Below are 26,972 nucleotides of genomic sequence, written 5' to 3'. Positions count from 1 at the left end.
AAGTTCCTCAAAACAGCGGCCAAGGTACCGCCGACATTTCGCCGCTCGGAGCCGGAAACCGCCCCGTCTGGCGCAACCGGGCGCAGCGGGCGGCGAGCGATGCGATTTCTTCGGCGCTGATCAGGTCCGCCAGGTCCCGGCCCAGTTCGCCGTCAAGTCCCGCGCTGACACGGTCGACGCCGGCGCGCTCCTCGGCGGTCAGGGCCTCTCCCAGCCATCCCCACAGCACCGTGCGGAGCTTGTGGTCGCTGTGAAAGGTGAGCCCATGGTCCACGCCGTGCCGGTGTCCGCGCGGCATGGCAAGGATGTGGTCGCCCTTGCGGTCGGCGTTATTGACTATGATGTCGAACACTGCCATGCGCCTGAGGGCCGGCGAGTCTTCGTGAACCAGCGCGACCATCCGTCCACGCTCGTCCTGTCCCTCGAGGATTTGTTTCCAGCCCGTCTCCGGCACCTGCTCCGTAGCGACCAGGTCCACGGGGCTCTGGGCGGGGTCCCGCTCCTGCCAGAGCTGGACCATCCCTTCGCCCATCGGACCATCGCGCAGCCAGGTGCGGGGCACGATGTCCCAGCCCAGGACCTGCGAGACCCGGTACGCGGCCACCTCCCTGCGGGCCAGGGATCCCGCGGGAAAATCCCACAACGGCCGCTCGCCTGCAACCGGCTTGTAAACGACGGCCACGTCGCCGATGCTGCCCAGGAACGTAGCGTTTGATGCCGTCGTGATGCGGCCGGTGAGAGTCAGCTCGGCGGCCAGCAGGTCCGGCGCCGGCATCAGGCCTCGGGAAGGGTGCAGGTGTGCCCGTCGGCGTCTATGGGGTAGCCGCAGATCGGGCACGCTGGACGTCCGGCGCCCACGATCTCACGGGTCCGCTTGGCGAAGGCACGGGCGGTGCCGACAGGCATCCGCACCACCAGCATTTCCGACTCGTCGGAGTCCTCGTCAAACGATTCGTCGTCGTCATCGGCATCGGTAATGGGATGCGCCTCAATCACCACCTGGGCCGTGCTGGGGTCCCACCCCAAGCTCATGGCCCCGGTGCGGAACTGTTCCTGGACGGCCTCAAGCTGGTCGTTGTCGACAAGTTCAGGGGGCGTGCCCGTGGGAATGCTGAAGGGATTGCCCTCGACGGTGATGAGCTGGTCGAGGATTTCGTCGATCTTCTCCGCAAGCAGGGCGGACTGCTGCTTCTCCATGGCGATACTCACCAGCTGCGCCCCTGCCCGTACCTGAAGGTAGAACGTACGCGCCCCCGGCAGGCCAATGGTGCCAACAACCACCCGATCAGGCCAGTCAAACTCGTGAACACGTGTAGGCATGTCAGTATTCTAGGCACATGGGGTTCACGGCGCCTTGTGCCCCGCGCCGCCGCCTACCGGAGCGTCGACGGAGTCCATGCCCTTCGACAACCACGACAGGTCGCCGGCATCGGTGTTGGTGGCGTAGACGCTCGGCCGGTTGGCACCGTAGCGCACGATCGATACGGACGCGGGACCGACGTTAATCCGCTGGAACAGATCAAGGTGCATGCCGAGCGCGTCAGCGAGGATTGACTTGATGATGTCGCCGTGGCTCACCGCTGCCCAGACGGCCCCCGGCCCGTACTCGGCTTCGAAGGCTGCGTCGTGGCGTCGGACAGCTGCCACCGACCGGGCCTGCATCGTGGCCATGGCTTCGCCGCCCGGAAAGACGACGGCGGACGGTTGCGACTGCACGACCGGCCACAGCGCGTCGGTTGCGAGTTCGCTGAGCAGGCGGCCCTGCCATTGGCCGTAATCGCACTCGGTGAGATCCGGATCGGTCGGCGCATGCGGCGCACCGGCCTGGCGGTCCAGGATGAACCGGGCGGTCTGCAGGCACCGCTCAAGCGGACTGGACACCACGCCGACCAACGGCACCGGCGCGAGCCGGTCCGCGGTCAGTGCCGCCTGGTCCCGTCCGAGCTGGTCCAGGCCGACGCCGGCCGCCCGGCCGGCCAGCAGCCCCGTGGCATTGGCAGTGGTGCGGCCATGCCGCACGAGAATAACGGTCGCCATGCACCCAGCCTATCCACCCTGTCGAACGTTCACAGGCAGTGGCCGTCCGGGAGTCCAGCCTCAAGGTGTACCGGGCGTTTGTGCGGGTCCCATTGGCTAGAGTTGTCGGATGCTTGAGATCCGTCCCAATTGCGAATGTTGCGACCGCGACATTGCGCCGTCCGATCCCGCCTACATCTGCACCTTTGAATGCACGTGGTGCCCGGACTGCGTCGAGCGCTTCCCCAACAGGTCATGTCCCAACTGCGGTGGCGACCTGCAGCGGCGGCCTGTCCGCCCCGCGGCAGCCCTGGTCAACAATCCGGCGGGTACGGTCAGGGTGGTGTCGCCCGGTTGCCTCCAGCAAACCACCCGTAGCTGAGGCCGGCCGGGACCAGAACGGGTGCAGGCCCCGGCGGTCAGCCTGCCCTGGCGTCCCTCACAAGCAGGCCCAGGGCAGGTATTCCGGCGAACACTGCCGGAATCACCAGAAGCACGCCGTACTCGGGCACCAGGGCAGACGCGGCGCCGGCAGCGATACTTGCCGTCAGGGCAGCAGAAAGGGACAACCGCAGTGGCTTGCGCTCATCCCTCGGGTTGAAGAAACGGAACCCCCCGAGGCCGGCGGTGACAACAGCGCAGGCAACGACGACGACGGACAGCACCCCCGCCGTCGTTCCTGGAGAATCCTTGAGCCGGTCAATGAGGACAACCGGGACTGCGAGCATCCAGCCGCCGAGGAGCAATGCCAGGACGCAACCGGCCAGCCGTCCTTTCGGCACCGGTTCCAGGGCGGACAACTGTTCTGCCGGCAGGTCCGCCTGCCGGACGCGGCGATGGGCTGAAGGTGGTGGCGGCTGTGACGGCCGTGCGGTGTTTTCAAGCATTCTTCCCCCAATGCCATGGCCTGACGTCCGTCCACCCTACCGCCCGCGGCCCTGGCCGAAACCGAGGCACCATAGGGTTTCCCTATGACTGATGGACCACGCCTGCGCCTTGTCCTGCCCCATCAACTCTTCGAGAAGCACTGGGAGGAGACGGGCACGGACACCGTCTTCGTGCTCATCGAGCATGACCTCTACTTCCGCCAGTACGCCTTCCACTCCCACAAACTGGTGCTGCACCGCGCATCCATGGCCAGGTTCGCCCGCCGGCTTCGCGGGCTCGGCTACGACGTGGTGGTCCTCGCCAGCGACCGGACCCGGACGTCACGCGTCCAGCTTGCCGAGCTGGTCAGGCAACGGCGTCCGCTGTCCGTCACCTGGTTCGACGTCGTCGATGACTGGCTTGAGCAGGACCTGGCTGCGGGACTGGCCGACGGCGGGTACCGGCTGCGCAGCGAAGACGTGCTCGAGACGCCGAACTTCCTGACGGCCCGCACGCAGATCGACGACTGGTTCTCCCATAACCGGCCACGGATGCAGGACTTCTATATCTGGCAACGCCGGCGGCTGGACATCCTGGTCGATAACGGCGAACCGGCCGGCGGAAAATGGTCCTTCGACGCGGAGAACCGCAAGAAGCTTCCCCGGGGGCATGTTCCACCCACCGTCAGCCGCTTCCGGGACCACCCCGCTCCCCAGCAGCAAGGCGCGTTCGACCTTGATGCGCTGGCTGAGCCCTCCCTGGCGGCCCGAAGCCGGCACAGCGACGAGGCATCCCGCGAGGTCGGCCTCGCGATTGAATGGGTGGCGCAGGAATTCCCGGATGCCCCGGGCGACCCGCGCCTGTTCGCCTGGCCTACCACGACCCGGGAGGCCCGCGAGCATCTGCAGGAATTTGTTTCAGAGCGCCTGGGCGGCTTCGGACCCTACGAAGACGCGATCTCAGCCGAGCATCCGTTCATCAACCACGGCCTCCTTACTCCGGTCCTGAACGTCGGCCTGCTGGATCCGCGCGAAGTCCTGGACGCTGCCTTGGACGGCGCCGGCGACGCCACATCACTGGCCTCGCTTGAAGGTTTCGTGCGGCAGGTGATCGGCTGGCGCGAATACATGCGTGCCACCTACCGGGTGCGGGGCCGCCGGATGCGAACAGCCAACCTGCTCAACCACCGGAACCGGCCCGGTGCGGGCTGGTGGGATGCCAGGACAGGGCTGGCACCCGTGGACCTGGTCATATCGCGCGTGCTGGCCACCGGTTATGCCCACCACATCGAACGGCTGATGGTGCTGGGCAACGCCATGTCCCTGCTGCGGATCCACCCTGACGATGTCTATGCGTGGTTCATGGAGATGTTCATCGACGCCTACGACTGGGTGATGGTGCCCAACGTCTACGCCATGAGCCAGTTCGCCGTGGGGGCCGACATCACCACCAAACCCTACGTCTCGGGCAGCAACTACCTGCGGAAGATGTCGGACCTGCCGGCGGGGGAGTGGATGGCTGACTGGGACGGGTTGTACTGGTCGTTCATCGATGACCACCGTCCGGTCTTCGAACGGAATCCGCGCTCGCGGATGGTCGTGTCCTTGTGGGACCGGATGGATCCGGCGGTCAAGGAAAACCACCGGGCCCGTGCCCACGCCTTGCTGGATGACCCCGGCCGTGACCGGCTGGTCCGGAAGCCCCCGTTTCCGGGAGAGGGGGACAGGATTCGATGACTGGGCAGTGGCACCGCGTATCCTGATTTCACCGGGCGTGTTCGTGGCGGCCCGTTGCCCTCCGGAGAGGGAAAAACACAAAGGAGGCGGCATGCCGGCCAGGCAGCTGATGCAACTGCTCACTGCTGCGGTGGCGGCCGCCCTGATTCTGTCCGGTTGCTCCGGCGGGGGTGCGCCGTCGGTGGTGGTGGGGGAGGCCAAGCGCGGCGGCAGCGTGACCGTCGCGGAAGTAAACGCCTTCTCCTCCTTCAACCCGTACAGCGCAAACGGCAACACCGACATCAACACGAAGATCGGCGCCATTACGCACTCCGGCTTCTTCTTCCTCGATGACAGCTCCAAGGTGGTCCGCAACGACAAATTCGGGCACTACGAAAAGGTGTCGGACCAGCCCCTCAAGGTGAAATACACGGTCAACGAGGGAGTCAAGTGGTCCGACGGTGCTCCGGTAGGCGCCGCCGACCTGCTCCTGAGCTGGGCTGCCGGATCCGGCTACTTCGACGACGTCGACCCCGGCACCGGGAAAGGCACCAAATACTTCGCAACAGCCTCCAACGCCACAGGCCTGGCAGGGACGGTCTTTCCGGAACTCGGCTCGGACGGCAGATCCATCACCCTCGAGTACGCCGCACCGTACGCCGACTGGGAAGTGGCATTCGACGTCGGGCTCCCGGCCCATGTGGTCGCGGCCAAGAGCGGGCTAACAGACGAAGGAGACCTGGTCGACCTCCTGAAGGACACGCCGCGCGGCAATCCTGAGAAGCCCGTAACCATCGCGGCCCTCAAGAAGGTCAGCGACTTCTGGAACACCGGGTTCGACACGAAGATAATCCCGGATGATCCGGCGTTGTACCTTTCCAACGGCCCCTACATCGTCCGGGACATCGTCCCGGAGGTTTCCATGAAACTGGTTCGGAACCGGGACTACACGTGGGGCCAGGAACCCTGGCTTGACGAGATCAACGTTCGATTCACCGGTGCCGTGCCCGCCGCCGTCGACGCCCTGCGCAACGGGCAGGCGGACATCATCTCGCCACAGCCATCCGCTGCCACCGATGCGCTGCTCACGGGCCTGTCCGGGCAGGGCATCACTGTGCAACGCTACAAGCAGGCCGGTTACGACCACCTCGACCTGAACTTCGCCGGCCCCTTCAAGGACAAAGACGTCCGCGAGGCCTTCCTCAAAACTGTTCCCCGGCAGGACATCGTGGATGCCGTGCTGGGCGGCCAGGCAGTGGACAACAAACCGCTGGATTCACAGGTTTTCCTGCCCGATCAGCCCAAATACGCGGACACCGTAAAGAAAAACGGCTCCTCGGATTACGCCGAGGTGGACATCGACGCCGCCAAGGGCCTCCTGAGGGGCGCCACGCCCACCGTGCGCATCCTCTACAACCGGGACAACCCCAACCGCGCCAAGGCCTTCGCACTGATCCGGGGTTCGGCCGAACGGGCGGGCTTCCGGGTGGAAGACGGCGGCCAGGCAAGCGCCGACTGGGCAGCATCGCTCAGCCGCGGCGGCTATGACGCGGCGTTGTCCGGGTGGATCGGCACGGAAGCGGGAGTCAGCCGGGTACCGCAGATCTTCCGCACCGGAGGCGGCAGCAACTTCACGGGCTATTCCGACGCCGATGCGGACAAGGTGATGGCGCAACTGGCCGTCACCACCGACCTTGGCAAACAGGACGAACTCCTTGCCGACATCGACAGGCACGTCTGGGAGGACGCCTACGGCCTGCCGCTCTACCAGACCCTGGGCACCACTGCGTTCAACTCCCGGGTGGCCGGCGTGAAAACCAGCCCCGGTCCCGTGGGTGTCTGGTGGAACGTCTGGGACTGGCGGCTGGCGTAGGCCGGGAGCGCCCTTCGCTGCGAACGGAGGCGCCTAAACGTGAACGATCACGGCCCCGATTCGCCGTCTGGCGTACCGACGAGTAGCATGTGACGTGCGTAACTGCCCACCACTCTCGGGGTATTTGACTGCTCCGGTCACGGTTTGGCAACGGAGTACCAGTATCCGGACTTCGTGCGGTTAGGCTAACCCGTATATGTAGGTTTCGTCACAGCACTCAGCTGTGTCCAGCCTGCGGGGAAGCACAAGATTTCCCCAATATCTCTCTCCCACAACTCATAGGAGGCGGAATGCGTTTTACGCGCACTTCCAAAGCACTGGGCATCGTGGCAATCGCCGCGCTTGCCCTGACCGGGTGCGGCGGCGGCGGCAGCACTGGCGGGTCCAGCACTGCTGCCGGCGATCCGAACAAGGTCATCACCGCGTACAGCAATGAGCCACAAAACCCGTTGCTGCCGGCGAACACCAATGAGGTCTACGGCGGCCGCGTCGTAAACCTGCTTTTCGAAGGCCTTCGCAGCTACGACGCCAACGGCAAGGCCGTAAACGCACTGGCCGATTCCATCGAGTCGTCCGACGCGCAGAACTGGACCATCAAGGTCAAGCAGGGCGCGAAGTTCACCAACGGGGAAGCCATCACGGCCAAGACCTTCGTTGACTCCTGGAACTTCGCCGCGAACTCCAAGAACCTGCAGAACAACGGCTTCTTCTTCGAGTCCATCGCCGGCTACGAAGACGTCTCGGCCGTGAACTCGGTGAAGGGTGCCGACGGCAAGACCACCACCACCCCGGCTCCCAAGGCCGACACGATGTCCGGACTGCAGGCAACCGATGATTCCACCATCACGGTCAAGCTCGCCCAGCCTGAGGCCGACTGGTCCCTGCGCCTTGGCTACTCCGCCTTCTACCCGCTTCCTTCCGCCGCTCTGGCTGACCCCAAGACCTTCGGTGAAAACCCGGTAGGCAACGGTCCCTACAAGTTCGAAAAGCAGGGTTCCTGGGTCCACGACCAGTCCATCACCCTGGTGAAGAACGCCGACTACAAGGGCACCCGCGAAGCCAAGAACGGCGGCGTGACCTTCAAGTTCTACACCGATCCGGGCCCCGCATACACGGACCTGCAGTCGGACAACCTGGACATCACTGACGTCCTGCCGTCCAACGCGCTGAAGACCTACGTCAACGACTTCCCGGACCGCAACGCCACCAAGGCTGTTGCCACCGACTCCACCCTGAACATCCCGGGTTACAACCCGAACTTCCAGGGTGAAGCCGGCAAGCTGCGCCGCCAGGCTCTGTCCTACGCCATCAACCGCGAGGAAATCGCCAAGGTTGTCTTCAACGGCACCCGCACCCCGGCCAAGGCCTTCGCTCCGCCGGTCATCGACGGCTTCAAGGAAGGCCTCAAGGGCAGCGAAGTCCTGAAGTTCGATCCCGCCAAGGCCAAGGACCTGTGGGCCCAGGCCGACAAGATCCAGCCGTACGACGCTTCCAAGCCGCTCCAGATTGCCTCCAACACCGACGGTGGCAACAAGGAATGGATCGACGCTGTTGCCAACGGCTTCAAGAACAACCTCGGCATCCAGGCTGAAATCCAGCCGTTCGCGAAGTTCGCCGAGGTCCTCAACCTGCGCAAGTCCCAGCAGCTGCCGGGCCTGACCCGCGCAGGCTGGCAGGGTGACTACCCGTCGCTCTACAACTTCCTGGGACCGGTATGGGCCACGGGCGCTTCCTCCAACTACGAGAAGTACTCCAACCCGGAGTTCGACAAGCTGCTGAAGGAAGGCCTGGCAGCCAAGAGCACGGACGAGGCCAACGCCAAGTTCAACCAGGCCCAGGAGGTCCTGTTCCAGGACCTGCCCGGCCTGCCGCTCTGGGACCAGGCACGCCCGATCGTGTGGAGCAACAACATTGTGAAGGCCGAGACCGGCTGGAACGGTGAAATCCTCTACTACGGCATTACCGCCAAGTAGGCCCAGATCTAACTTGCCGAAGGCTGATGGGGGTTCCGGTTACGTCCGGGCCCCCATTGGCTTGCAAGCGGCAGGAAGGCATTCATGAACGCGTTTTCCCCCCTACCGGAAGGCAGGTGATCCTGTGATCCGGTTTATCCTGCGCCGACTCCTGCAGGTGATCCCTGTGTTCCTCGGCACGACCCTCCTGGTGTACTACATGGTGTTCGCCCTGCCCGGCGACCCCATCGCCGCACTCTTCGGCGACCGCCAGCCCCCGCAGGCAGTCATTGACACCCTGCGCAGCCAGTACAACCTGGACCAGCCCTTCTGGGTCCAGTACGGCTTGTTCCTCAAGAACCTCTTCACCTTCAACCTGGGCAACGACTTCACCGGCCAGCCCATCGCGGCCAGCCTTGCCCGGGTCTTCCCCGTGACGGCCATGCTGGCCGTCGAGGCGTTGGCAATCCAGGCAATCTTTGGCGTCGCTTTCGGCGTATTCGCGGGCCTGCGCCGCGGCGGCTGGTTCGACTCCACGGTCCTGGTAGCTTCGCTGGTGGTTATCGCCGTTCCCACGTTTGTGCTGGGCTTCGTCTTCCAGCTCGTCTTTGGCGTGCAGCTCGGCTGGGCGAAACCCACTGTGGGCGCCAACGCCGACTGGGTCACCCTGCTGCTGCCGGCCGTGGTCCTGGGGCTCGTCTCCTTTGCCTACGTCCTCCGGCTGACGCGTGCGTCCGTGAGCGAAAACATGAACGCCGACTACGTGCGGACCGCCACCGCCAAGGGGCTCTCGCGCCCCCGGGTGGTCCTGGCGCACATCCTGCGCAACTCGCTCATTCCGGTGGTGACCTACCTCGGCGCCAACCTTGGCGGCCTGATGGGCGGTGCCATCGTGACCGAGGGCATCTTCAACGTTCCCGGCGTAGGCAACAAGCTCTACCAGGCAGTCCTCCGTAGCGAAGGCCCCACCATCGTCTCCATCGTCAGCGTGCTGGTGCTGGTGTTCGTGGTGGCCAACCTGCTTGTCGATCTCCTGTACGCCTGGCTTGACCCGAGGATCCGCTATGACCAGTAAAAATGACCACTTTGTGGCCCCCATCGACGAGACCCCGCTGCAGGCAACGGATGCCGTCAAGACTGACCAGGCCCCACTCAGCCTGTGGGCAGACGCCTGGCGCAAGCTCCGCCGTCGTCCGCTGTTCATCATCTCGGCATTGTTGATCCTTGCCTTGGTCGTGATTGCGCTGTTCCCCGGCCTGTTCACCTCCACGCCCCCCAACGACGGCTGCGAACTTGGCAACTCCGAAGGCGGCCCCACCGCGGGGCACCCGTTCGGCTTCACGTTCCAGGGCTGCGACGTCTACTCCAGGGTCATCCACGGCACGCAAGCCTCGCTTTCCGTGGGCCTGCTCTCGGTGCTCTGCGTCCTGGTCATCGGCGTGACCCTCGGCGCCCTCGCCGGCTACTACGGTGGCTGGATCGACGCCGTGCTGGCACGCCTGGGCGACATCTTCTTCGCCCTGCCGCTGGTCCTGGGTGCGCTGGTCATCACGCAGCTTCCCTTGTTCCGCGAGAACAAGAGCGTGTGGACCGTAGTGTTCGTCATATCGCTGCTCGCGTGGCCGCAGATGGCCCGTATTACCCGCGGCGCGGTGATTGAGGTACGCAACGCGGACTTCGTTACGGCGGCACGGGCGTTGGGTGTTTCCAAGTTCGGGGCACTGATCCGCCACGTCCTGCCGAACGCCCTTGCACCGATCATCGTCCTTGCAACGCTTGAACTGGGCGTGTTCATCGTGGCGGAAGCCACCCTGTCCTTCCTGGGCATCGGCCTGCCGCAGAGCATCATGTCCTGGGGCAACGACATTGCCGGTGCGCAGGCATCGATCAGGACCCGGCCGGAAATCATGCTGTACCCGGCCGCGGCGCTGTCCATCACGGTGCTGAGCTTCATCATGCTGGGTGACGCCGTGCGCGACGCCCTCGACCCGAAGAGCCGTCAGCGATGAGAGATAAAGAGATGACAACTCCAGACGTCCGCATTGACGAGGCCGGCACCACCGGGATCAGGCCGCTGCTCGAAATCCGCGACCTCGCCATCACCTTCAAGACCGGTGGCGGCGAAGTCAAGGCCGTACGGGACGCACACCTGACCATCATGCCCGGCGAAACCGTGGCCATCGTGGGGGAGTCCGGCTCCGGCAAGTCCACCACCGCGTTGGCGGCCATTGGCCTCCTGCCCAACAACGGCAAGGTATCCGGCGGCCAGATCCTGCTCGACGGCGAGGACATTGCCCACGCCAGCGAGCAGCGCATGATCGAACTGCGCGGCAACACCATTGGCATGGTCCCGCAGGACCCCATGTCCAACCTGAACCCGGTCTGGAAGATCGGCTACCAGGTCCGGGAAACACTGCGCGCGAACGGACGGCCCAGCGGGCCGGACGACATCGCCAAGGTGCTTTCCCAGGCAGGGCTGCCGGACGCCAAGCGCCGGGCCAACCAGTACCCGCACGAGTTCTCCGGCGGCATGCGCCAGCGAGCCCTGATCGCTATCGGCCTGTCCTGCCAGCCGCGGCTGCTGATTGCCGATGAGCCGACGTCGGCCCTTGACGTGACGGTCCAGCGGCAGATCCTGGACCACCTGGAAACCATGACCAACGAACTGGGCACCTCCGTCCTGTTGATCACCCACGACCTCGGCCTGGCAGCCGAGCGCGCGGACAAGGTTGTCGTGATGTACCAGGGCCGCGTCGTTGAAGCCGGACCGTCGCTGGAACTGCTCCGCAACCCGCAGCACCCGTACACCAAGCGGCTTGTGGAGTCGGCCCCGTCCCTCGCCAGCCGCCGTATCCAGGTGGCGAAGGAACAGGGCGTGGAGACGACCGACCTGCTGGCGCCTGCTGCCGAAACGGCGAAGTCCGATACCTTCCTGCAGATCCAGGACCTGCGGAAGGTGTACAAGCTCCGCCAGGGGCTGGGCAAGGCGGCGGATTTCGCGGCCGTCGACGGCGTGAGCTTCGATGTGCGGCGCGGAACCACGACGGCGATCGTGGGGGAGTCGGGGTCCGGCAAGTCCACGGTGGCCAAGATGGTGCTCCAGCTTGAGAAGCCGACGGAGGGCCGGATCCTGTTCGACGGCGTCGACACCTCGGCGCTGAAACCGGCCGAACTGTTCAAGTTCCGCAGGCGGGTCCAGCCGATCTTCCAGGACCCGTACGGCTCGCTCGATCCGATGTACAACATCTACCGCACGATCGAAGAACCGTTGCGGGTCCATAAGATCGGGGACCAGGCAAGCCGGGAAAAGAAAGTCCGGACCCTGCTGGACCAGGTGGCGCTGCCCCAGTCCGCCATGCAGCGGTACCCGAACGAGCTCTCTGGCGGGCAGCGGCAACGTGTTGCCATCGCCCGCGCCCTGGCGCTCGATCCGGAGGTGATCATCTGTGATGAGGCCGTGTCCGCCCTCGACGTCCTGGTGCAGGCGCAGGTCCTGAACCTGCTCGCCGACCTCCAGGCCAACCTTGGGCTGACCTACCTGTTCATCACCCACGACCTCGCCGTGGTGCGGCAGATCGCCGACCACGTGTGCGTGATGGAAAAGGGCCGGCTGGTGGAAACCGGTTCGACGGACGATGTCTTCGAGTCGCCCCAGCAGGACTACACCAAGGCGCTGCTCAACGCCATTCCCGGTGCGAAGCTGATGCTGCCGCCTGAGGTGGCGTAGGGCGCAGCCCAAACAAGTGGAGCCGGGACGGTGGGTCCCGGCTTCACCTGTTTAAGCCTCAGTCCTGCAGCCCGCTGGTGCCGCCGGGGACTGCCGCCAGCGAACCCTGGCTGGCGGCCGACGTCCGATCCAGTTTCAACTCCCTGAGCCGTCGCTCAAGGATCCCGCCCAGGGCCACGCGGCCGGCGGCGTTCATGTGGACGGAATCAGCCAGGTCCTTGGCGAGTCCGTAGCGGGTCAGCCAGTCCCCGGCTGAAACAAAAGGCAGGCCGTGGGCGGCGGCCACGGACCCCACCAGGGCGTCCACTTCGCTGCGGCGACCGCCGCCGTTGTCCGCGCCGCGTGCCAAGGTGCCGATCATTGCCATCCGAGTGCCCGGGTAGCGGGTTTTGAGATCGGCGATCAGCCGCTCGGCGTTGCGGACAATCTGGGTGTTGCTCGCGCCGGTGGCCGCGTCATTGCCGCCACCTTCGATGACGATCAGCGCCGGGGTGCCTGACGGGAGCAACCAGTCCCCGCGCTCCAGGGCGTCAACGTAGTTGCCGGTGGCACCGTTTGCCGCGACGTACCCGGTGCCGCCCCGGCCGCAAAAATACACGTCGTACCCGGCAGCGGCGAGGCCCAGGCGCGGCCAGCCGTCCAGGGGTTCAGACTGGGAATCCCCGATCAGCAGGACAGTCCTGCTGATGTCCGGCACCACCGCCTCAAGCCGTCCGTTCCCGGTATTGAGCAGCCGGGACGTGGCTGCAACGTTCGTCTTCATGGCGGCGGCGGGGGCCTGTCCACCGGAGGCTGCGGCCCGCGAGAGGGAGCTGACCCCGTCGCCGGCAGGCGCCCCGCACCCGGCGAGCCCCAGGACCGCAGAGGCCGCCAGGAGGCCGGACGCCACCATGGTGGCGGCGCGGGCGGCGCCGCTGGGCGTGGTGGCCGTCGCACGGGGCATCGTGGTCTCCGACTTGCTCTGAAGGTGGGCTCTGCGTCACAGCAATCATGCCACGCTCCCGGAAGTGCCAGTGAATTTCGTCACACTTTGCGGGACCCGCCCTGCCAGGATGCACCCAGCGGGCACGTGGTCCCGCCGGATTTTAGGCCAACAAAAGGCTCACCGGCTAGAATAGATGCAGGCGCCCTGTGCCAAGGGCCTTGTCCGTCGTGCGTTCCAGTTGGAAATGTCGCGATACAACAGCTGACTCCACTGAATCGAGCAATTACGCATGTCTGAAACCACCACCAACACCGCGGTGGCCACTGCATCACGCAGTGACCTCCGCAATGTCGCGATTGTGGCCCACGTTGACCACGGCAAGACCACCCTGGTCGACGCCATGCTCAAGCAGACCAACTCCTTTGCCGAGCACAACCACCTCGAAGACCGTGTGATGGACTCCGGTGACCTGGAGCGTGAAAAGGGCATCACCATTCTGGCCAAGAACACCACGGTGGCTTACAACGGTCCGTCCTCCAACGGCGAGACCATCACCATCAATGTCATCGACACCCCGGGCCACGCCGACTTCGGTGGCGAGGTGGAGCGCGGCCTGTCCATGGTCGACGGCGTCGTGCTGCTCGTGGACGCTTCCGAAGGTCCGCTGCCGCAGACCCGCTTCGTGCTCCGCAAGGCACTCGCCGCGCACCTGCCGGTCATCCTGCTGGTCAACAAGACCGACCGCCCTGACGCGCGCATCGAAGAGGTCGTCCACGAGTCCATGGACCTGCTCCTGGGCCTCGCCTCCGACCTCGCGGACGAAGTGCCGGACTTGGACCTGGACAAGATCCTCGAAGTGCCGGTCGTCTACGCCGCAGCCAAGGTTGGCCGCGCCTCCCTCGAGCAGCCCGCCGACGGCACCGCTCCGGAGAACGAGGACCTGGAGCCGCTCTTCAAGACCATCATCGAGCACATCCCGGCCCCCACCTACAACCCGGAGGGTGTGCTGCAGGCGCACGTCACCAACCTCGACGCCTCCCCGTTCCTGGGCCGCCTCGCACTGCTGCGCATCTACAACGGCACCCTGCGCAAGGGCCAGACCGTTGCCTGGGCGCGCGCCAACGGTGAGCTCAAGAACGTCAAAATCACCGAACTGCTGGCCACCAAGGCGCTGGAGCGCGTGCCGGCCGAATCCGCCGGCCCCGGCGAAATTGTCGCCGTCGCCGGTATCGAGGAGATCACCATTGGTGAGACCCTGACGGACGCCGAGAACCCGCAGCCGCTGCCGCTGATCACGGTGGATGATCCCGCGATCTCCATGACGATCGGTATCAACACCTCGCCGCTGGCCGGCAAGGTCAAGGGTGCCAAGGTCACTGCCCGCCAGGTCAAGGACCGCCTGGATAAGGAACTGATCGGTAACGTCTCCATCAAGGTGCTCCCCACCGAGCGTCCCGACGCCTGGGAAGTCCAAGGCCGTGGCGAGCTGGCGCTGGCCATCCTGGTGGAGCAGATGCGCCGCGAAGGCTTCGAGCTGACCGTCGGCAAGCCGCAGGTTGTGACCAAGCTGGTGGACGGCAAGATCCACGAGCCGATGGAGCACATGACCATCGACGTTCCCGAGGAATACCTGGGTGCCGTGACGCAGCTCATGGCCGCCCGCAAGGGCCGGATGACCAACATGGCCAACCACGGCACCGGCTGGTGCCGCATGGAGTTCATCGTCCCGGCCCGTGGCCTGATCGGTTTCCGTACCCGGTTCCTGACCGACACCCGCGGTGCAGGCATCGCCGCTTCCATCTCCGAGGGCTACGAGCCTTGGGCCGGTCCCATCGAGTACCGTACCAACGGTTCGATGGTTGCCGACCGTGCCGGTGTTGTGACCCCGTTCGCCATGATCAACCTGCAGGAACGCGGCTCCTTCTTCGTCAAGCCCACCTCCGAGGTGTACGAGGGCATGATCGTTGCCGAGAACTCCCGCGCCGATGACATGGACGTCAACATCACCAAGGAAAAGAAGCTCACCAACATGCGTGCCGCTTCCTCCGACACCTTTGAGAACCTGACGCCGCCGCGCGACCTGACCCTCGAAGAGTCGCTTGAATTCGCTCGCGAGGACGAGTGCGTCGAGGTGACCCCGGAGGCCATCCGCATCCGCAAGGTCATCCTGGACACCAACGAGCGTGCCAAGGCCAACCGCGCCCGCGCCAAGGCATAACAACGCCTGAACACCACGAATGCCACCGGTACTGCACCGGTGGCATTCTGCTTTAACGTCCGTGCCGCTTTAATGTCCGTGCTGCGCAGCAACCCCGAGCCTGTGGCGCGAGGGGTGGCGCGGGGGGGCGGCCGTCACCGCGCGGGGCGCCGCGGGGGAGCGGGCGGAACCTCCTTGGCCGCCACCACGCGTTCCAGGGGGATAACGACGTCGGCCCGGCGGGTGCGGATGGTGCAGGAACCGGCGTCGCATGCCAGCAGGTGGCCCAGGGCGTCGGTCAGGCCTCCGTCGATGCGGTAACGGACCACGACGCGGGTACCCGGGGCCGCAGCGGTCAGGAACCGGGCGGGCGCGGCAGCAGGCAGACTCACCAGTTCATACTAGGGTGCCGGCTAGGTTCGCGGGAACGTGCTGGGAGATAATAGGCTCAGATGTCAAGAGTCCGGCCGTGCTGCCGGATGCAAGAACCGGCGGGTCGCCGGAACCCAACGTGGAGAGGCCAGGGACGTGACGTACGTAATCGCGCAGCCGTGTGTGGATGTTAAGGACAAGGCATGCATCGAAGAATGCCCCGTGGACTGCATCTATGAGGGCGAGCGTTCGCTGTACATCCATCCGGACGAGTGCGTCGACTGTGGCGCCTGCGAACCGGTCTGCCCGGTGGAAGCCATCTACTACGAGGATGACACTCCGGATGAATGGGCCGACTATTACAAGGCGAACGTCGAGTTCTTCGATGACCTCGGGTCTCCGGGCGGCGCGGCCAAGATCGGCAACACGGGCAAGGACCACCCGATGATCGCCGCTCTGCCGCCGCAGAACCAAGACCACTGACCCGGACGAGCGCCGTGACAGCAGCAGTGAATTCGTTTGGCCTGGCCCTGCCCGACTACCCCTGGGAGGCTATGGCACCTTATTTGGCCAAGGCGTCCAGGCACCCCGGCGGGGCTGTCAACCTGTCGATCGGCACGCCGGTGGATCCCACCCCGGCACTGGTTCAGGACGCCTTGAAGGCTGCCGCCGATGCCCCCGGCTATCCCACCGTGCACGGCACGCCGGCGCTCCGGGACGCCATTGCCGGCTGGTTCGAACGCCGGCGCGGAGTGTCCGGCCTGGATCCCCGCAACATCATGCCCACCGTGGGTTCGAAAGAACTCGTTGCCTGGCTTCCGCTGCTGCTGGGCCTCAAGCCGGGCGACGTCGTCGTCCGTCCCAAGGTGGCGTACCCCACCTACGATATCGGCGCAACCCTTGCAGGCGTCACCTCGGTGGCGACGGATAACCTGGACGAACTCGACGACGCCACGCGCGCCCGGGTGCGCCTGATCTGGGTCAATTCGCCCGGCAACCCCACCGGCAGCGTGCGGGATGCCGAGTCGCTGAGGGCGCTGGTGGTCCAGGCCCGGGAACTGGGTGCCGTGGTGGCCTCGGACGAATGCTACGCGGAGCTCGGCTGGGGGGACTGGGACGTCCAGCGCGGCGGCCGTCGCGTTCCCAGCATCCTTGATCCACGCGTGGCGGGCGGCTCGCACCAGGGCCTGCTGGCGGTCTACTCGCTGAGCAAGCAGTCCAACCTGGCCGGCTACCGGGCGGCCTTCGTGGCCGGTGACCCGGACCTGATGCCCAACCTGGTCAACAGCCGCAAGCATGCGGGCATGATCGTTCCGTACCCGGTCCAGGAGGCCATGCGGGTGGCGCTGGGCGACGACGTGCACGTTGAGGCGCAGAAGGACCTCTACCGGGGCAGGCGTGAGCGGCTGGTGCCCGCGCTGCAGGCGTTCGGCCTCGAGATCAAGGAATCCGACGCCGGACTGTACCTTTGGTCCACTGCCGGGGAGGACACCTGGGACACGGTGGACCGCCTCGCGGACCGGGGCATCGTGGTGGGACCCGGCGTCTTCTACGGTGATGCCGGCAATGGTTTTGTCCGGGTTGCCCTGACCGGCACGGACGAACGCATTGACGCAGCGGTGGCCAGGCTGTCAGGAGCAGGTTCCTAGGAGCACGTAATATTCGTGTGACTCGTCCCACATCCGGGGCATTTTAGGCTGTCTCGGCGGGCTGCGGATTAGTGACACCCGCCAAGGAGCGGTAGTTTTTAAGTGACTATCAATGGTGGCTTTCTACAAGAAGGCAGCCCGGGTGTTGGAACCTGTCTTCTCAGGATCAGTGCGCGGCTCACCTGATGTTGGATCAAGCTTTCGACAGAGGCCCAGACGCCTCATGAAGGGGACTCCATGACTGAGACCAACAATGCTGCGACCCTGCTCCATGCAGGTGGCGAGCTGAAGCTCCCGCGCATCCAGGTTGTTGAAGGGAACGAGGGTTACGACGTCTCCAAGCTGCTGAAGCAGACCGGCGCCGTGACGTTTGACCCCGGCTTCATGAACACCGCAGCAACCACCTCGGCAATCACCTACATCGATGGCGATGCGGGCATCCTGCGCTACCGCGGATACCCCATCGAGCAGCTGGCGCAGCACTCCAGCTTCCTTGAGGTGTCCTACCTGCTGATCTACGGCAACCTGCCGACGCCCACCGAGCTGGATGAGTTCGACCAGAAGATCCGGCGCCACACCCTGCTGCACGAGGAGCTCAAGGGCTTCTTCGGCGGCTTCCCGCGTGACGCGCACCCCATGCCGGTGCTTTCTTCCGCAGTATCCGCGCTGTCCACGTTCTACCAGGACTCGCTGGACCCGTTCAACGCCGAGCAGGTGGAGGTTTCCACCATCCGCCTGATGGCCAAGCTGCCGGTCATCGCCGCTTACGCGCACAAGAAGTCCATCGGCCAGCCGATGCTGTACCCGGACAACTCCATGAACCTCGTGGAGAACTTCCTGCGCCTCAGCTTCGGCCTGCCGGCAGAGCAGTACGAGCTGGACCCGGTCATCGTCAAGGCGCTGGACCTGCTCCTGATCCTGCACGCGGACCACGAGCAGAACTGCTCCACCTCCACGGTGCGCCTGGTGGGCTCATCCAACGCAAACCTTTTCGCCTCGGTTTCGGCAGGCATCAACGCCCTCTTCGGCCCCGCCCACGGTGGCGCCAACGAGGCCGTCCTGAAGATGCTCCGCCAGATCCAGGCCGAGGGCCTCAAGCCCGAGGACTACATGGAGAAGGTCAAGAACAAGGAAGACGGCGTCCGCCTGATGGGCTTCGGGCACCGGGTCTACAAGAACTACGATCCGCGCGCCAAGATCGTCAAGGCCACGGCCCACGAGATCCTCACCAAGCTCGGCGGCAACGACGAGCTGCTGGAGATCGCACTCCGCCTGGAGGAGAAGGCTCTCAACGACGACTACTTCATCCAGCGCAAGCTCTACCCGAACGTGGACTTCTACACCGGCCTGATTTACAAGGCCATGGGCTTCCCCGAGAAGATGTTCACGGTCCTGTTCGCGATCGGCCGCCTGCCCGGCTGGATCGCGCAGTGGCGTGAAATGATCAGCGACCCCAACACCAAGATCGGCCGCCCGCGCCAGCTGTACATCGGTGAGCCGGAGCGTGACTACCCGGCACGCTGAAACCGGCCATAACGACGGCGGCCGCCCACCTTTCCAAGGTGGGCGGCCGCTTCGCGTTGTGCCATATTCAAGGGGACTACGAGGCGTAGCCCTGGGGGTTGTTCTTCTGCCACCGCCAGTGGTCCTCGCACATCTGGTCCACCGTCTTGGTGGTGGACCAGCTCAGATCCGCCAGCGCGGACGTGGCGTCGGCCCAGAACGCCGGCAGGTCTCCTGCGCGGCGGCCGGTGATCTCGTAGGGGATGGGCTTGCCGACGGCCTTTTCGAAGGACCGCAGCACCTCCAGGACGGAGGACCCCTTGCCGGAGCCCAGGTTCCAGCGGAAGACTCCGGTGCGGGCGGCAATGTGGTTCAGCGCAGCCACGTGTCCTTCGGCCAGGTCGACAACGTGGATGTAGTCCCGCAGGCAGGTTCCATCCGGGGTGTCGTAGTCGCCACCGAACACCATGAGTTTTTCGCGCCGGCCCACGGCCACTTGGGCTATGAACGGAACCAGGTTGTTGGGAATGCCCTGGGGGTCTTCGCCGATCCTGCCGGAGGGGTGCGCGCCCACCGGGTTGAAGTAGCGCAGGAGTGCTATGTGCCACCGGGTGTCCGCTGCGCCAAGGTCCGAGAGGATGTCCTCGATCTGCTCCTTGGTACGCCCGTAGGGGTTGTTGGCACCGATCTCCATCTTTTCCACGTACGGAATGGGGTTGTGCTCACCGTAGACGGTGGCGGAGGAGCTGAACACGATGGAGCGGACGTCGTGCCGGTCCATGACGCGGATCAGGTTCAGCGTGCCCACCAGGTTGTTGTAGTAGTAGTTCAGCGGCTCCCGGACCGACTCACCGACGGCCTTGAGGCCGGCGAAGTGGATCACGGCGTCGATGGCGGCGCCCGCAAACACCTTTTCGACGGCAGCTTCGTCCACCAGGTCGACGTGGTGGAACTCGGCGGCCTTGCCGCTAAGCTCGGCAACCCGCCGCAGCGACTCTTCGCTCGAGTTGACCAGGTTGTCAATGACAACGACCTCGTGGCCGGCTTCCTGCAGGGAAAGAACAGTGTGGGAACCGATGTAGCCGGTCCCACCTGTAACCAAGATTCTCATGCCCCAACGCTATCCCACGGCAGGTGCCGGCCGCCCCTGCTTTCCGGATGGCGGGCGCGATGTGACACCCGGAAAGAAGCACAAGTGTGCTAATAAGGAGGGTGCCCAAAATTGTTGATGCAGATGCCAGGCGGCAGGACGTGGTCCAGGCGGTTCTCCGGATAATCGCCGTTGACGGGCTGGAGCGCGCCTCGCTGCGTGAAGTGGCTGACGAGTCCGGCCTGGCGGTGGGCTCCGTCCGGCACTACTTTGCGGGAAGTGAAGAACTCCTCACTTTCTCGTTCGGCGCGGTGGTGGACCGCATCGTCGGACGGCTCCAGCAACTGCTGCCCGCTGTGGACGGGGCCGTCCCGGGCAGCCCAGAGCACCGCGAGGCCGTTTTAACCCTGCTGGGCGGATTGCTGCCGCTGGACCAGGAGAGCGCGGTGGAGGCCTGCGCCTGGCTGGCCTTCAAGAACGCAGCGCGGATCAGGCCGTTCCTTGCAGGCGTGGCGGACCGCAGCCACCGGGAGGTCGCCGCCGTCGTCGGGACGGTGGTTGCCGCGCTGCTGCCGGACGAACCGCAGGACAACCTGGTACTGGAGGCGGAGCGGTTGTTGGCCACCCTGGACGGCCTGTGCATGCACGCGTTGCTGCAGCCGGGTTGGATGACTGCGCAAATGTGCCGCGATGTCCTTGACCGGCACCTGGACAGCCTTGCCCGATGACCGGTACCCGGAGCATGTCCGGCACTACCGCGGATGGCCTGCGGGAATAGACTGAAAGCCGGTACGCCGGACAGCCTCATGATGTCCGGCGGAAGGCGGCCAGGGAAGGACTTTGAATGCACCACGCAAGCGGTTCAGGATGGCAAATCACCACGGACACGTCCGGACCGATGATGATTGCGCTCTACGTCCGGGATGCGGCGGCCCTCAACGGCGTGGGCCGTCCCGTGCTGTCCCACACGGCTCCCAAGATCAGGTCCGCCGACCATACCCACCTGACCGCGGAGGTTGGTGGACTCAGCGCACTGAAGACCGAATGGGAGGCCTGGTGGGACCAACTGCTCAAGGCGCACCCGCAGACGGTGCCCGAACTCTCTCCACCGGATTTTGAGGCGTTCGGCAACTCCCCGGCCCTGCAACGTGTCCTGCAGGCGCACTTCGGCTCAGCCCTCACCTGGGCCAGGGAACGCAGGAGCGAGTATGCCGAACTGGAGGGGGAACGGGTCGCCAGCGGCACCGACCAACTGCTTGCGGAGATGGTGGATGACAGGCTGATGGAAATCGGGCGCGATTCGCGGGACTTCCGCCTGACCATCATCGAACTGCCGCTGGACGAGCAGCGGGCGTGGTACCTGGAACCGGACAAGATCATCATGAGCCAGGAACTGATGGGCCAGCCGGAGCTGTTCCGCAGCTACGTCCAGCCGGTGCTGGAAATCCTGGTCTGACCCCGCAGGCTCAACTGCCGCCGTCGCCCTGCCGCAGCGTGATGCGCACCTGCCCAGCTGCCGTGGTGGAATCCTGCCAGTCGCCTCCTGAACGCTGCCACGTCCGCCCGGCAACATCAACGCGGGTCACCGCCAGGTCCTTGGCGTTGGCCACTGCCCACTGGGCAATGGACCACGCCATCTCCCCGTCGGCTTCCACTACCAGGGTGGCGCCGTCTGCCTGGGAATCCACGCCACCGTAGGCCTGCTCCAGTTCGCCCGCCACCGCGGCCGCATTCCCTGTGGCGGTGGCCGAGCGCAGCGTGCACTTGACCCCCTCCGGTGTCTGGCCGGTCAGGCCGGAGGCAAACGCCCGGCCCATGTCCTCGTGCTGGGCGTAAGCGCCGGGATGGGCCGAGCGCTGAACCCGCTGGGCGGCATCGGTGATGTCGAGCGCCTCGTATCCTGGAATCTTCACCAACGCGTCGTAGAAAGCGTTGACGGCGTAGTACGGGTCCATGATCTGCGCTTCGCTGCCCCAACCCTGGGAGGGCCGCTGCTGGAAGAGCCCCCGCGAATCCGGACCGGCTTGGTCCCCGTGCCCGATGTTGCGCAGCTTCGACTCCTGCATGGCGGTGGCGAGTGCGATGGTGGCAGCGCGGGCCGGCAATCCACGCCGCACCGCCACGGCGGTGATGAGGGCGGCGTTGGCCGCCTGGTCCGGTGCCAGCTCCCCGCTGCGGTTGCCCGCCGAGGCAGTACAGCGTTCCGAAACGAGGGTTTCGGAACGCTGCACGAAGTACACAGCGGTATAAATGCCACCCGCTGCCAGCGCGAGGGCCAGCAGGAGGACCGCCAGGCGGCGCAGGCCGCGTCTTCGTCCCACCGGCGGATCAGTTGGCGTGCAGGGCGTCGTTCAACTCGACGGTCTGGCCGGCGCGGGGGAGCGCCTCGACGGCGCCGGTGGTGGAGTTGCGGCGGAACAGCAGGTTGGGCACGCCCGAGAGTTCAGCAGCCTTGACGATCTTGGTGGTGTCTTCGCCGACCTCGTCCTTGGGACCGGGGATGCGCACCCGGGTGCCGGCCGTGACGTAGAGGCCGGCTTCGACAACGGAGTCATCGCCGATGCTGATACCCACGCCGGAGTTGGCACCGAGCAGCACACGCTCACCGATGGTGATCTTTTCCTTGCCGCCTCCGGACAAGGTACCCATGATGGATGCGCCGCCGCCGACATCGCTGCCGTCACCGGTCACGACGCCGGCCGAAATGCGGCCTTCCACCATGGAGGTCCCCAGGGTTCCGGCGTTGAAATTGACGAAGCCCTCGTGCATGACGGTGGTGCCGGCGGCCAGGTGCGCGCCAAGGCGGACCCTGTCGGCGTCGGCAATCCGCACGCCGGTGGGCACCACGTAGTCCACCATCCTCGGGAACTTGTCGATGCCGTAGACGGTGACGGCGCCGCGCCGGCGGAGCCTGGCGCGGGTCAGTTCGAAGCCTTCGACCGCGGCGGGGCCGAAGTTGGTCCACACGACGTTGGGGAGCTTGCCGAAGATGCCGTCGAGGTTGATGGTGTTGGGCTTGACCAGACGGTGCGAGAGGAGGTGCAGGCGCAGGTAGGCGTCGGCGGTGTCCGCGGGGGCTTCATCGAGGTTGATCTGGACGAACACGACCTTCTGCTCGGTACCGCGGTCCTCGTCAGCGCCGTTCTCGGCAATGCGGGTCAGGGTTTCGTCGGCGTGCTCCACCGAGCGGAGGTTCTCGGCGGCGACACCAAGCGCCGGTGCCGGGAACCAGACGTCCAGGACGCTTGCATCGCCGGTGGCGATGGTGGCGACGCCAAAGCCGTGGGCGGAACGGTCATCGGTGTCAGGGGTGAGGGTTTCGGGCACGGCAGAGGAAGCGGTCTCAGTCATGTGCTCCAGTCTATCGAGGGGCGGGCAGCCCGTTCGAACTAGACTGGCTTCGTGACTGCTGAAACCGCCCCTGACTCGTCCCTGTCCATCCTTGACCTGCGCCAGGACGTGGCGTTGCTGACTGCCGCGGTGATGGACATCAACAGCGTGTCGGGCAATGAGAAGCAGCTCGCGGACGCCGTGGAAGCCGCTTTGCGGGGGATTCCCCAGCTGACCGTGGTCCGGGACGGGGACGCCATCGTTGCCCGCACGGAACTGGGCCGCAGCGAACGCGTCATCCTCGCCGGACACCTGGACACGGTCCCGCTGCCCCTGACGGAAGGTTCCAGGGGGACGGTCCCGTCCAGCTGGGACTCCGGCGTTCCTGGCGAAGGCATCCTCTACGGCCGCGGAGCCACGGACATGAAAGGCGGCGTGGCGGTCCAGCTGGCGCTGGCAGCAGGAATGTTCGACGGCGGCGCCCAGCCCGGACGCGACGTCACCTTCGTCTTCTATGACCACGAGGAAGTGGAGGCGGTCAAGAGCGGACTGGGACGTTTGGTCCGCAACCACGGCCACCTCCTGCAGGGGGACTTCGCCATCCTGCTGGAACCCACGGACGGCACGGTGGAAGGCGGCTGCAACGGAACCAGCCGGTTCGAGGCCAGCACTTCCGGTGAAGCCGCCCATTCCGCACGCGCCTGGATGGGCAGCAACGCCATCCACGCCGCGGCCCCCATCCTGGCGCGCCTGGCCGCCTATGAACCACGTACCGTCACCGTTGACGGCCTGGATTACCGCGAAAGCCTTAACGCGGTGAAGATCAACGGCGGTACGGCCGGCAACGTCATCCCCGACCGCTGCGTGGTGGAGATCAACTACCGGTTCGCCCCGGACAAGACCCCGGACCAGGCGGAAGCCCACGTCCGTGAGCTGCTTGCCGGCTTCGACGTGGTCCGCACCGATGCCGCGGCCGGCGCCCGCCCCGGCCTGCAGCACCCTGCTGCCGCCTCTTTCGTTGCCGCCGTGGGAGCCGAGCCCAAGCCCAAGTACGGCTGGACCGACGTCGCCCGTTTCAGTGAGCTGGGCATCCCGGCGGTGAACTTCGGCCCGGGCGACCCGCTGCTGGCGCACAAGGACAACGAACACGTATCCGCCGACGCAATCCGCGCCTGCCTCCGGGCGCTGCAGGATTGGCTCGCCGAATAATACTGTTTGTATTAAAAAGAGCAGGTCCGCAACTCCCGGGAGTTGCGGACCTGCTCTTTGTTCAGGGTGTGCTAAACGGGTCCGGCGTGTCCGACCTGAAGGTCCGCCGTCGTGTTTGCAGTTGCCACGCCGCCAGCTGCCTTCCGGGAGCCGCGGCGTTCGATCCACACCGCAATCCTGGACACGGAGATGTTGATGGCAATGTAGATCGCTGCCGCCACAAAGAAGATCGGGAACAGGTACTGCGTTCCCAGGAAGTCCGCCATGACCTGCACCGCCCGCAGCAGCTCGCCGTAGGCCACGATGTAACCCAGCGAGGTGTCCTTCAGGAGGACCACCATCTGCGCTACAAGGGACGGCATCATGCGCCGGATCGCCTGCGGCAGTTCGATCAGCATCCGGGATTTGAAGCTCGTCAGGCCAATGGCCAGGCCGGCTTCGCGCTGTCCTTTGGGGAGGGACTGGATACCGGCACGGATGATTTCAGCGAACACCGCCGCGTTGTAGAGGACCAGGCCGGCAACGACAGCGATGAATGCGGACGTACCGAATCCGAGGAGGATAAAGAGCATCATCAGGACAACGGGCATACCGCGAAGGAATTCGAGGATGATGCGCATGGGTATCCGGATGACCGCCGCGTCTGAAATCCGCAGGAGGCATAGCAGCAGGCCAAGCGGAAATGCGATGACTGCTGCCAGGGCGGCTGCGGACAGGGTCGAACCAAGGCCGTTGCCGAGAAGCCGCCAAACATCGGCGCGGGTGAAAATCTGCCAGCGGCGGCCCTCGAAGATGCCTTGCTGGGCCAAGGTCATGACCACCCAGGCCAGCAGGCCAAGGATCAGGAGACCGCCGATGATTGAAGCAATGAGTGAAACCCGGCGTGCTTTGGGGCCGGGGACGTCATACAGGACGGAGCTCATCGGGCAATCGCCACCTTTCGTTCCACCGTGTTGGCGAGGATTCCCAGCGGAACGGTGAGGAGCAGATAGAAGAAAGCCGTGCCCAACAGGACTGTGATGACCGCGTCACCGTTGGCGTTGGCCAGTTGCCGGCCATAGCCGAACAGCTCCAGGACAAAGAAGGCGCCGGCAACGGATGAGTTCTTCACCAGCGCGATCAGGATGTTGATCAGCGGCGGGATCACCGTCCGCAGTGCTTGCGGAAGAATGATGAGCGAGAGTACTTGGCTGAACTTCATGCCAATGCTGCGGGCTGCTTCGGCTTGGCCCACGGGCACGCTGTTGACGCCCGACCGGACAGCTTCGGCGATGAACGCGGCCGTGTACGTACTGAGGGCGATAATTGCGGCGACCTCGAACTGCTCAAATTTGACCCCGAGGCGGGGGAGCACGACCGCCGCGAAGAAGAACGCGATGGTCAGCGGTGTGTTGCGGAGTACTTCCACGTAGACGGTGCTGAAACCGCGCAACGCCGCCACCGGGGATACCCGCGCTGCGGCCAGCAACGTTCCGAGGATCAGCGCGAAGATACCCGATACGACGGAAAGGAAAAGAGTGCGGAGAAAACCCTCCCAATACAAGGGCAGGTTTTCAATGATGACGTCCATAAGATCCTTCGGCTGTATGCGTGGACGGAGTGAAGGCGGTGGTGCCGGGGCTGCTTGGCGGCCCCGGCACCTATGGAACGCTGCTCAGTAGCGGTTGATGGCCGGCAGGCTCGGTGCAGTCTTGATGACTGAACCTGCGGTGGCTTCCCAGGCCTTCTTGTAAGAACCGTCCTTCTCGAAGGACTCAAGCTGGTCGTTGATCCAGTTACGGAACTCCGTGTCGCCCTTCTTCAGGCCGATGCCGTAAGGCTCCTTGGTAAAGGTTTCTTCTGATGCAAGCTTGAAAGCGTCCGGCTCCTTGTCAACGAACCCGGCGAGGATCACGTTGTCAGTGGTAACAGCTTCAACCTGCTTGTTGCGCAGCGGCTCCAGGCAGGCGGAGTAGGTAGCGGCAGGCACCAGTTCGGCGCCGTACTTGTCCACGATGGTCGCAGCGGGGGTGGAGCCGGTTACGGAGCAGACCTTCTTGCCCTTGACGTCCTCGGGCTTCTTGATGGAGTCGTTGTCCTTGTTCACCATCAAGGCCTGGCCTGCTTCGTAGTACGGGCCGGCGAAATCAACGACCTGCTTGCGCTTGTCGCTGATGGTGTAAGTCGCGATGACGATGTCCACCTTGCCCTGTTCGATGAAGGGCTCGCGGTTTGCGGAGACAGTTTCGGACCATTCGATCTTGTCAGCGGCGATGCCCAGCTTGGCGGCGATCAGTTTGCCGATTTCAACGTCGAAACCGACGGGCTTGCCATCCAGGCCGACCTGGCCGAACAGCGGCTGATCGAACTTGGTGCCGATCTTGATGGTGCCGGCGGAGGACAGCTTCTCCATGGTGGTACCGGCTGCGAACGACGGCTTCTCGACGGGGCTCGGGTTGCTTGAGCCTCCGGAGTCTCCGCCACCGCAAGCGCTAAGGGACAGGGCGAGGGCGGCTGTAGCCGCCACGACGAAGGACTTTCGTCGGGACATAAATGCCTTCATGACAT

At 65.2% G+C, this 26,972-nt stretch carries 26 protein-coding genes; 14 read left to right on the top strand and 12 right to left on the bottom strand.

All coding sequences use genetic code 11. From position 1 onward, the window contains the following. Positions 1 to 7: 7 nt before the first annotated feature. From QRM96_RS14060 to QRM96_RS14050, 3 genes are read right to left on the bottom strand one after another with little or no spacing between them, the layout of a single operon-like run. A complete protein-coding gene (locus QRM96_RS14060; protein ID WP_109863713.1) occupies positions 8 to 775 on the bottom strand; it encodes an SCO1664 family protein in 768 nt (255 codons plus the stop codon). After that, positions 775 to 1,320, bottom strand: a complete 546-nt coding sequence (locus QRM96_RS14055) for a DUF3090 domain-containing protein (RefSeq protein WP_285320018.1) — start codon at positions 1,318 to 1,320, stop codon at positions 775 to 777. Before QRM96_RS14055 ends, QRM96_RS14060 begins: the two co-directional genes overlap by 1 nt. 24 nt (positions 1,321 to 1,344) lie before the next feature. Next, the gene (locus QRM96_RS14050) at positions 1,345 to 2,037 is read right to left on the bottom strand and encodes a histidine phosphatase family protein (protein ID WP_285320017.1); all 693 of its coding nucleotides are present in this window, start codon (positions 2,035 to 2,037) and stop codon (positions 1,345 to 1,347) included. 109 nt (positions 2,038 to 2,146) lie between these two features. On the opposite strand from QRM96_RS14050, the gene QRM96_RS14045 reads away from it, so the two are divergent. Beyond that, the gene (locus QRM96_RS14045) at positions 2,147 to 2,398 is read left to right on the top strand and encodes a DUF1272 domain-containing protein (RefSeq protein WP_109863716.1); all 252 of its coding nucleotides are present in this window, start codon (positions 2,147 to 2,149) and stop codon (positions 2,396 to 2,398) included. Positions 2,399 to 2,435: 37 nt separating this feature from the next. On the opposite strand, the gene QRM96_RS14040 is transcribed toward QRM96_RS14045, so the two are convergent. Continuing rightward, positions 2,436 to 2,903, bottom strand: coding sequence for a hypothetical protein (locus QRM96_RS14040; RefSeq protein ID WP_285320016.1), 468 nt, complete (start codon positions 2,901 to 2,903; stop codon positions 2,436 to 2,438). 84 nt (positions 2,904 to 2,987) lie between these two features. Here QRM96_RS14040 and QRM96_RS14035 point away from each other — a divergent pair, with 84 nt between their 5' ends. The 6 genes from QRM96_RS14035 (at position 2,988) to QRM96_RS14010 (ending at position 12,150) form a co-directional block, all read left to right on the top strand. Further along, positions 2,988 to 4,619, top strand: a complete 1,632-nt coding sequence (locus tag QRM96_RS14035) for a cryptochrome/photolyase family protein (protein ID WP_285320015.1) — start codon at positions 2,988 to 2,990, stop codon at positions 4,617 to 4,619. Positions 4,620 to 4,710: 91 nt separating this feature from the next. Further along, positions 4,711 to 6,471, top strand: a complete 1,761-nt coding sequence (locus QRM96_RS14030) for an ABC transporter family substrate-binding protein (RefSeq protein WP_285320014.1) — start codon at positions 4,711 to 4,713, stop codon at positions 6,469 to 6,471. Positions 6,472 to 6,761: 290 nt separating this feature from the next. After that, the gene (locus QRM96_RS14025; RefSeq protein ID WP_109863720.1) at positions 6,762 to 8,444 is read left to right on the top strand and encodes a peptide ABC transporter substrate-binding protein; all 1,683 of its coding nucleotides are present in this window, start codon (positions 6,762 to 6,764) and stop codon (positions 8,442 to 8,444) included. 124 nt (positions 8,445 to 8,568) lie between these two features. Beyond that, complete coding sequence (locus QRM96_RS14020; RefSeq protein ID WP_109863721.1) at positions 8,569 to 9,498, top strand: ABC transporter permease; 930 nt, start codon at positions 8,569 to 8,571, stop codon at positions 9,496 to 9,498. Further along, the gene (locus QRM96_RS14015; RefSeq protein WP_109863722.1) at positions 9,488 to 10,432 is read left to right on the top strand and encodes an ABC transporter permease; all 945 of its coding nucleotides are present in this window, start codon (positions 9,488 to 9,490) and stop codon (positions 10,430 to 10,432) included. Before QRM96_RS14020 ends, QRM96_RS14015 begins: the two co-directional genes overlap by 11 nt. Positions 10,433 to 10,443: 11 nt before the next feature. After that, the gene (locus tag QRM96_RS14010; RefSeq protein ID WP_109863723.1) at positions 10,444 to 12,150 is read left to right on the top strand and encodes a dipeptide ABC transporter ATP-binding protein; all 1,707 of its coding nucleotides are present in this window, start codon (positions 10,444 to 10,446) and stop codon (positions 12,148 to 12,150) included. A 58-nt stretch (positions 12,151 to 12,208) separates the two neighbouring features. On the opposite strand, the gene QRM96_RS14005 is transcribed toward QRM96_RS14010, so the two are convergent. After that, on the bottom strand, positions 12,209 to 13,093 hold the full coding sequence (locus QRM96_RS14005; RefSeq protein WP_285320013.1) for an SGNH/GDSL hydrolase family protein: 885 nt from the start codon (positions 13,091 to 13,093) through the stop codon (positions 12,209 to 12,211). Between the two features lie 271 nt (positions 13,094 to 13,364). Between QRM96_RS14005 and typA the strand changes: the two genes are divergently transcribed. Continuing rightward, positions 13,365 to 15,293: a translational GTPase TypA gene (gene typA, locus QRM96_RS14000; RefSeq protein WP_285320012.1), complete on the top strand. Its 1,929-nt coding sequence runs from the start codon at positions 13,365 to 13,367 to the stop codon at positions 15,291 to 15,293. Positions 15,294 to 15,427: 134 nt separating this feature from the next. Here the strand turns inward: typA and QRM96_RS13995 are convergent, their stop codons facing one another. Then, on the bottom strand, positions 15,428 to 15,664 hold the full coding sequence (locus tag QRM96_RS13995) for a putative acetyltransferase (RefSeq protein ID WP_109863726.1): 237 nt from the start codon (positions 15,662 to 15,664) through the stop codon (positions 15,428 to 15,430). A 136-nt stretch (positions 15,665 to 15,800) separates the two neighbouring features. On the opposite strand from QRM96_RS13995, the gene fdxA reads away from it, so the two are divergent. The 3 genes from fdxA (at position 15,801) to QRM96_RS13980 (ending at position 18,817) form a co-directional block, all read left to right on the top strand. Continuing rightward, the gene (gene fdxA / locus QRM96_RS13990) at positions 15,801 to 16,127 is read left to right on the top strand and encodes a ferredoxin (RefSeq protein WP_009356972.1); all 327 of its coding nucleotides are present in this window, start codon (positions 15,801 to 15,803) and stop codon (positions 16,125 to 16,127) included. Between the two features lie 14 nt (positions 16,128 to 16,141). After that, positions 16,142 to 17,293 carry a succinyldiaminopimelate transaminase gene (dapC, locus tag QRM96_RS13985; protein WP_133831019.1) on the top strand — a complete coding sequence of 384 codons (1,152 nt, stop codon included), beginning with the start codon at positions 16,142 to 16,144 and terminating at the stop codon, positions 17,291 to 17,293. Positions 17,294 to 17,530: 237 nt separating this feature from the next. Further along, entirely contained in the window at positions 17,531 to 18,817 is a 1,287-nt protein-coding gene (locus QRM96_RS13980) for a citrate synthase (protein WP_018760317.1), read from the top strand. Between the two features lie 76 nt (positions 18,818 to 18,893). On the opposite strand, the gene galE is transcribed toward QRM96_RS13980, so the two are convergent. Beyond that, complete coding sequence (gene galE, locus QRM96_RS13975; RefSeq protein ID WP_109863728.1) at positions 18,894 to 19,907, bottom strand: UDP-glucose 4-epimerase GalE; 1,014 nt, start codon at positions 19,905 to 19,907, stop codon at positions 18,894 to 18,896. 101 nt (positions 19,908 to 20,008) lie between these two features. Between galE and QRM96_RS13970 the strand changes: the two genes are divergently transcribed. Beyond that, complete coding sequence (locus QRM96_RS13970) at positions 20,009 to 20,614, top strand: TetR/AcrR family transcriptional regulator (protein WP_285320011.1); 606 nt, start codon at positions 20,009 to 20,011, stop codon at positions 20,612 to 20,614. Between the two features lie 116 nt (positions 20,615 to 20,730). Next, positions 20,731 to 21,342 (top strand): hypothetical protein, encoded by a 612-nt coding sequence (locus QRM96_RS13965; protein WP_285320010.1) that lies wholly within the window; start codon positions 20,731 to 20,733, stop codon positions 21,340 to 21,342. A 10-nt stretch (positions 21,343 to 21,352) separates the two neighbouring features. On the opposite strand, the gene QRM96_RS13960 is transcribed toward QRM96_RS13965, so the two are convergent. Beyond that, positions 21,353 to 22,207, bottom strand: coding sequence for a transglycosylase SLT domain-containing protein (locus tag QRM96_RS13960; RefSeq protein WP_109863731.1), 855 nt, complete (start codon positions 22,205 to 22,207; stop codon positions 21,353 to 21,355). 7 nt (positions 22,208 to 22,214) lie between these two features. Next, positions 22,215 to 23,237: a 2,3,4,5-tetrahydropyridine-2,6-dicarboxylate N-succinyltransferase gene (gene dapD / locus QRM96_RS13955; protein WP_109863732.1), complete on the bottom strand. Its 1,023-nt coding sequence runs from the start codon at positions 23,235 to 23,237 to the stop codon at positions 22,215 to 22,217. Between the two features lie 51 nt (positions 23,238 to 23,288). Between dapD and dapE the strand changes: the two genes are divergently transcribed. Then, complete coding sequence (gene dapE / locus QRM96_RS13950) at positions 23,289 to 24,425, top strand: succinyl-diaminopimelate desuccinylase (RefSeq protein ID WP_285320009.1); 1,137 nt, start codon at positions 23,289 to 23,291, stop codon at positions 24,423 to 24,425. 71 nt (positions 24,426 to 24,496) lie between these two features. Here dapE and QRM96_RS13945 read toward each other — a convergent pair whose 3' ends face one another. The 3 genes from QRM96_RS13945 to QRM96_RS13935 form a co-directional block, all read right to left on the bottom strand. Then, the gene (locus tag QRM96_RS13945; protein WP_018760310.1) at positions 24,497 to 25,348 is read right to left on the bottom strand and encodes an amino acid ABC transporter permease; all 852 of its coding nucleotides are present in this window, start codon (positions 25,346 to 25,348) and stop codon (positions 24,497 to 24,499) included. Beyond that, positions 25,345 to 25,995, bottom strand: coding sequence for an amino acid ABC transporter permease (locus tag QRM96_RS13940; protein ID WP_018760309.1), 651 nt, complete (start codon positions 25,993 to 25,995; stop codon positions 25,345 to 25,347). The genes QRM96_RS13945 and QRM96_RS13940 overlap by 4 nt, the downstream gene beginning before the upstream one ends. 84 nt (positions 25,996 to 26,079) lie before the next feature. After that, positions 26,080 to 26,967 (bottom strand): glutamate ABC transporter substrate-binding protein, encoded by an 888-nt coding sequence (locus tag QRM96_RS13935; protein ID WP_018760308.1) that lies wholly within the window; start codon positions 26,965 to 26,967, stop codon positions 26,080 to 26,082. Positions 26,968 to 26,972 lie beyond the last annotated feature (5 nt).

This window comes from Pseudarthrobacter sp. lyk4-40-TYG-27 (assembly GCF_030209295.1).
Taxonomy (GTDB): domain Bacteria; phylum Actinomycetota; class Actinomycetes; order Actinomycetales; family Micrococcaceae; genus Arthrobacter.
The sequence above is the reverse complement of the archived record's forward strand: the minus strand, read 5'-3'. Positions and strand labels throughout refer to the sequence as shown.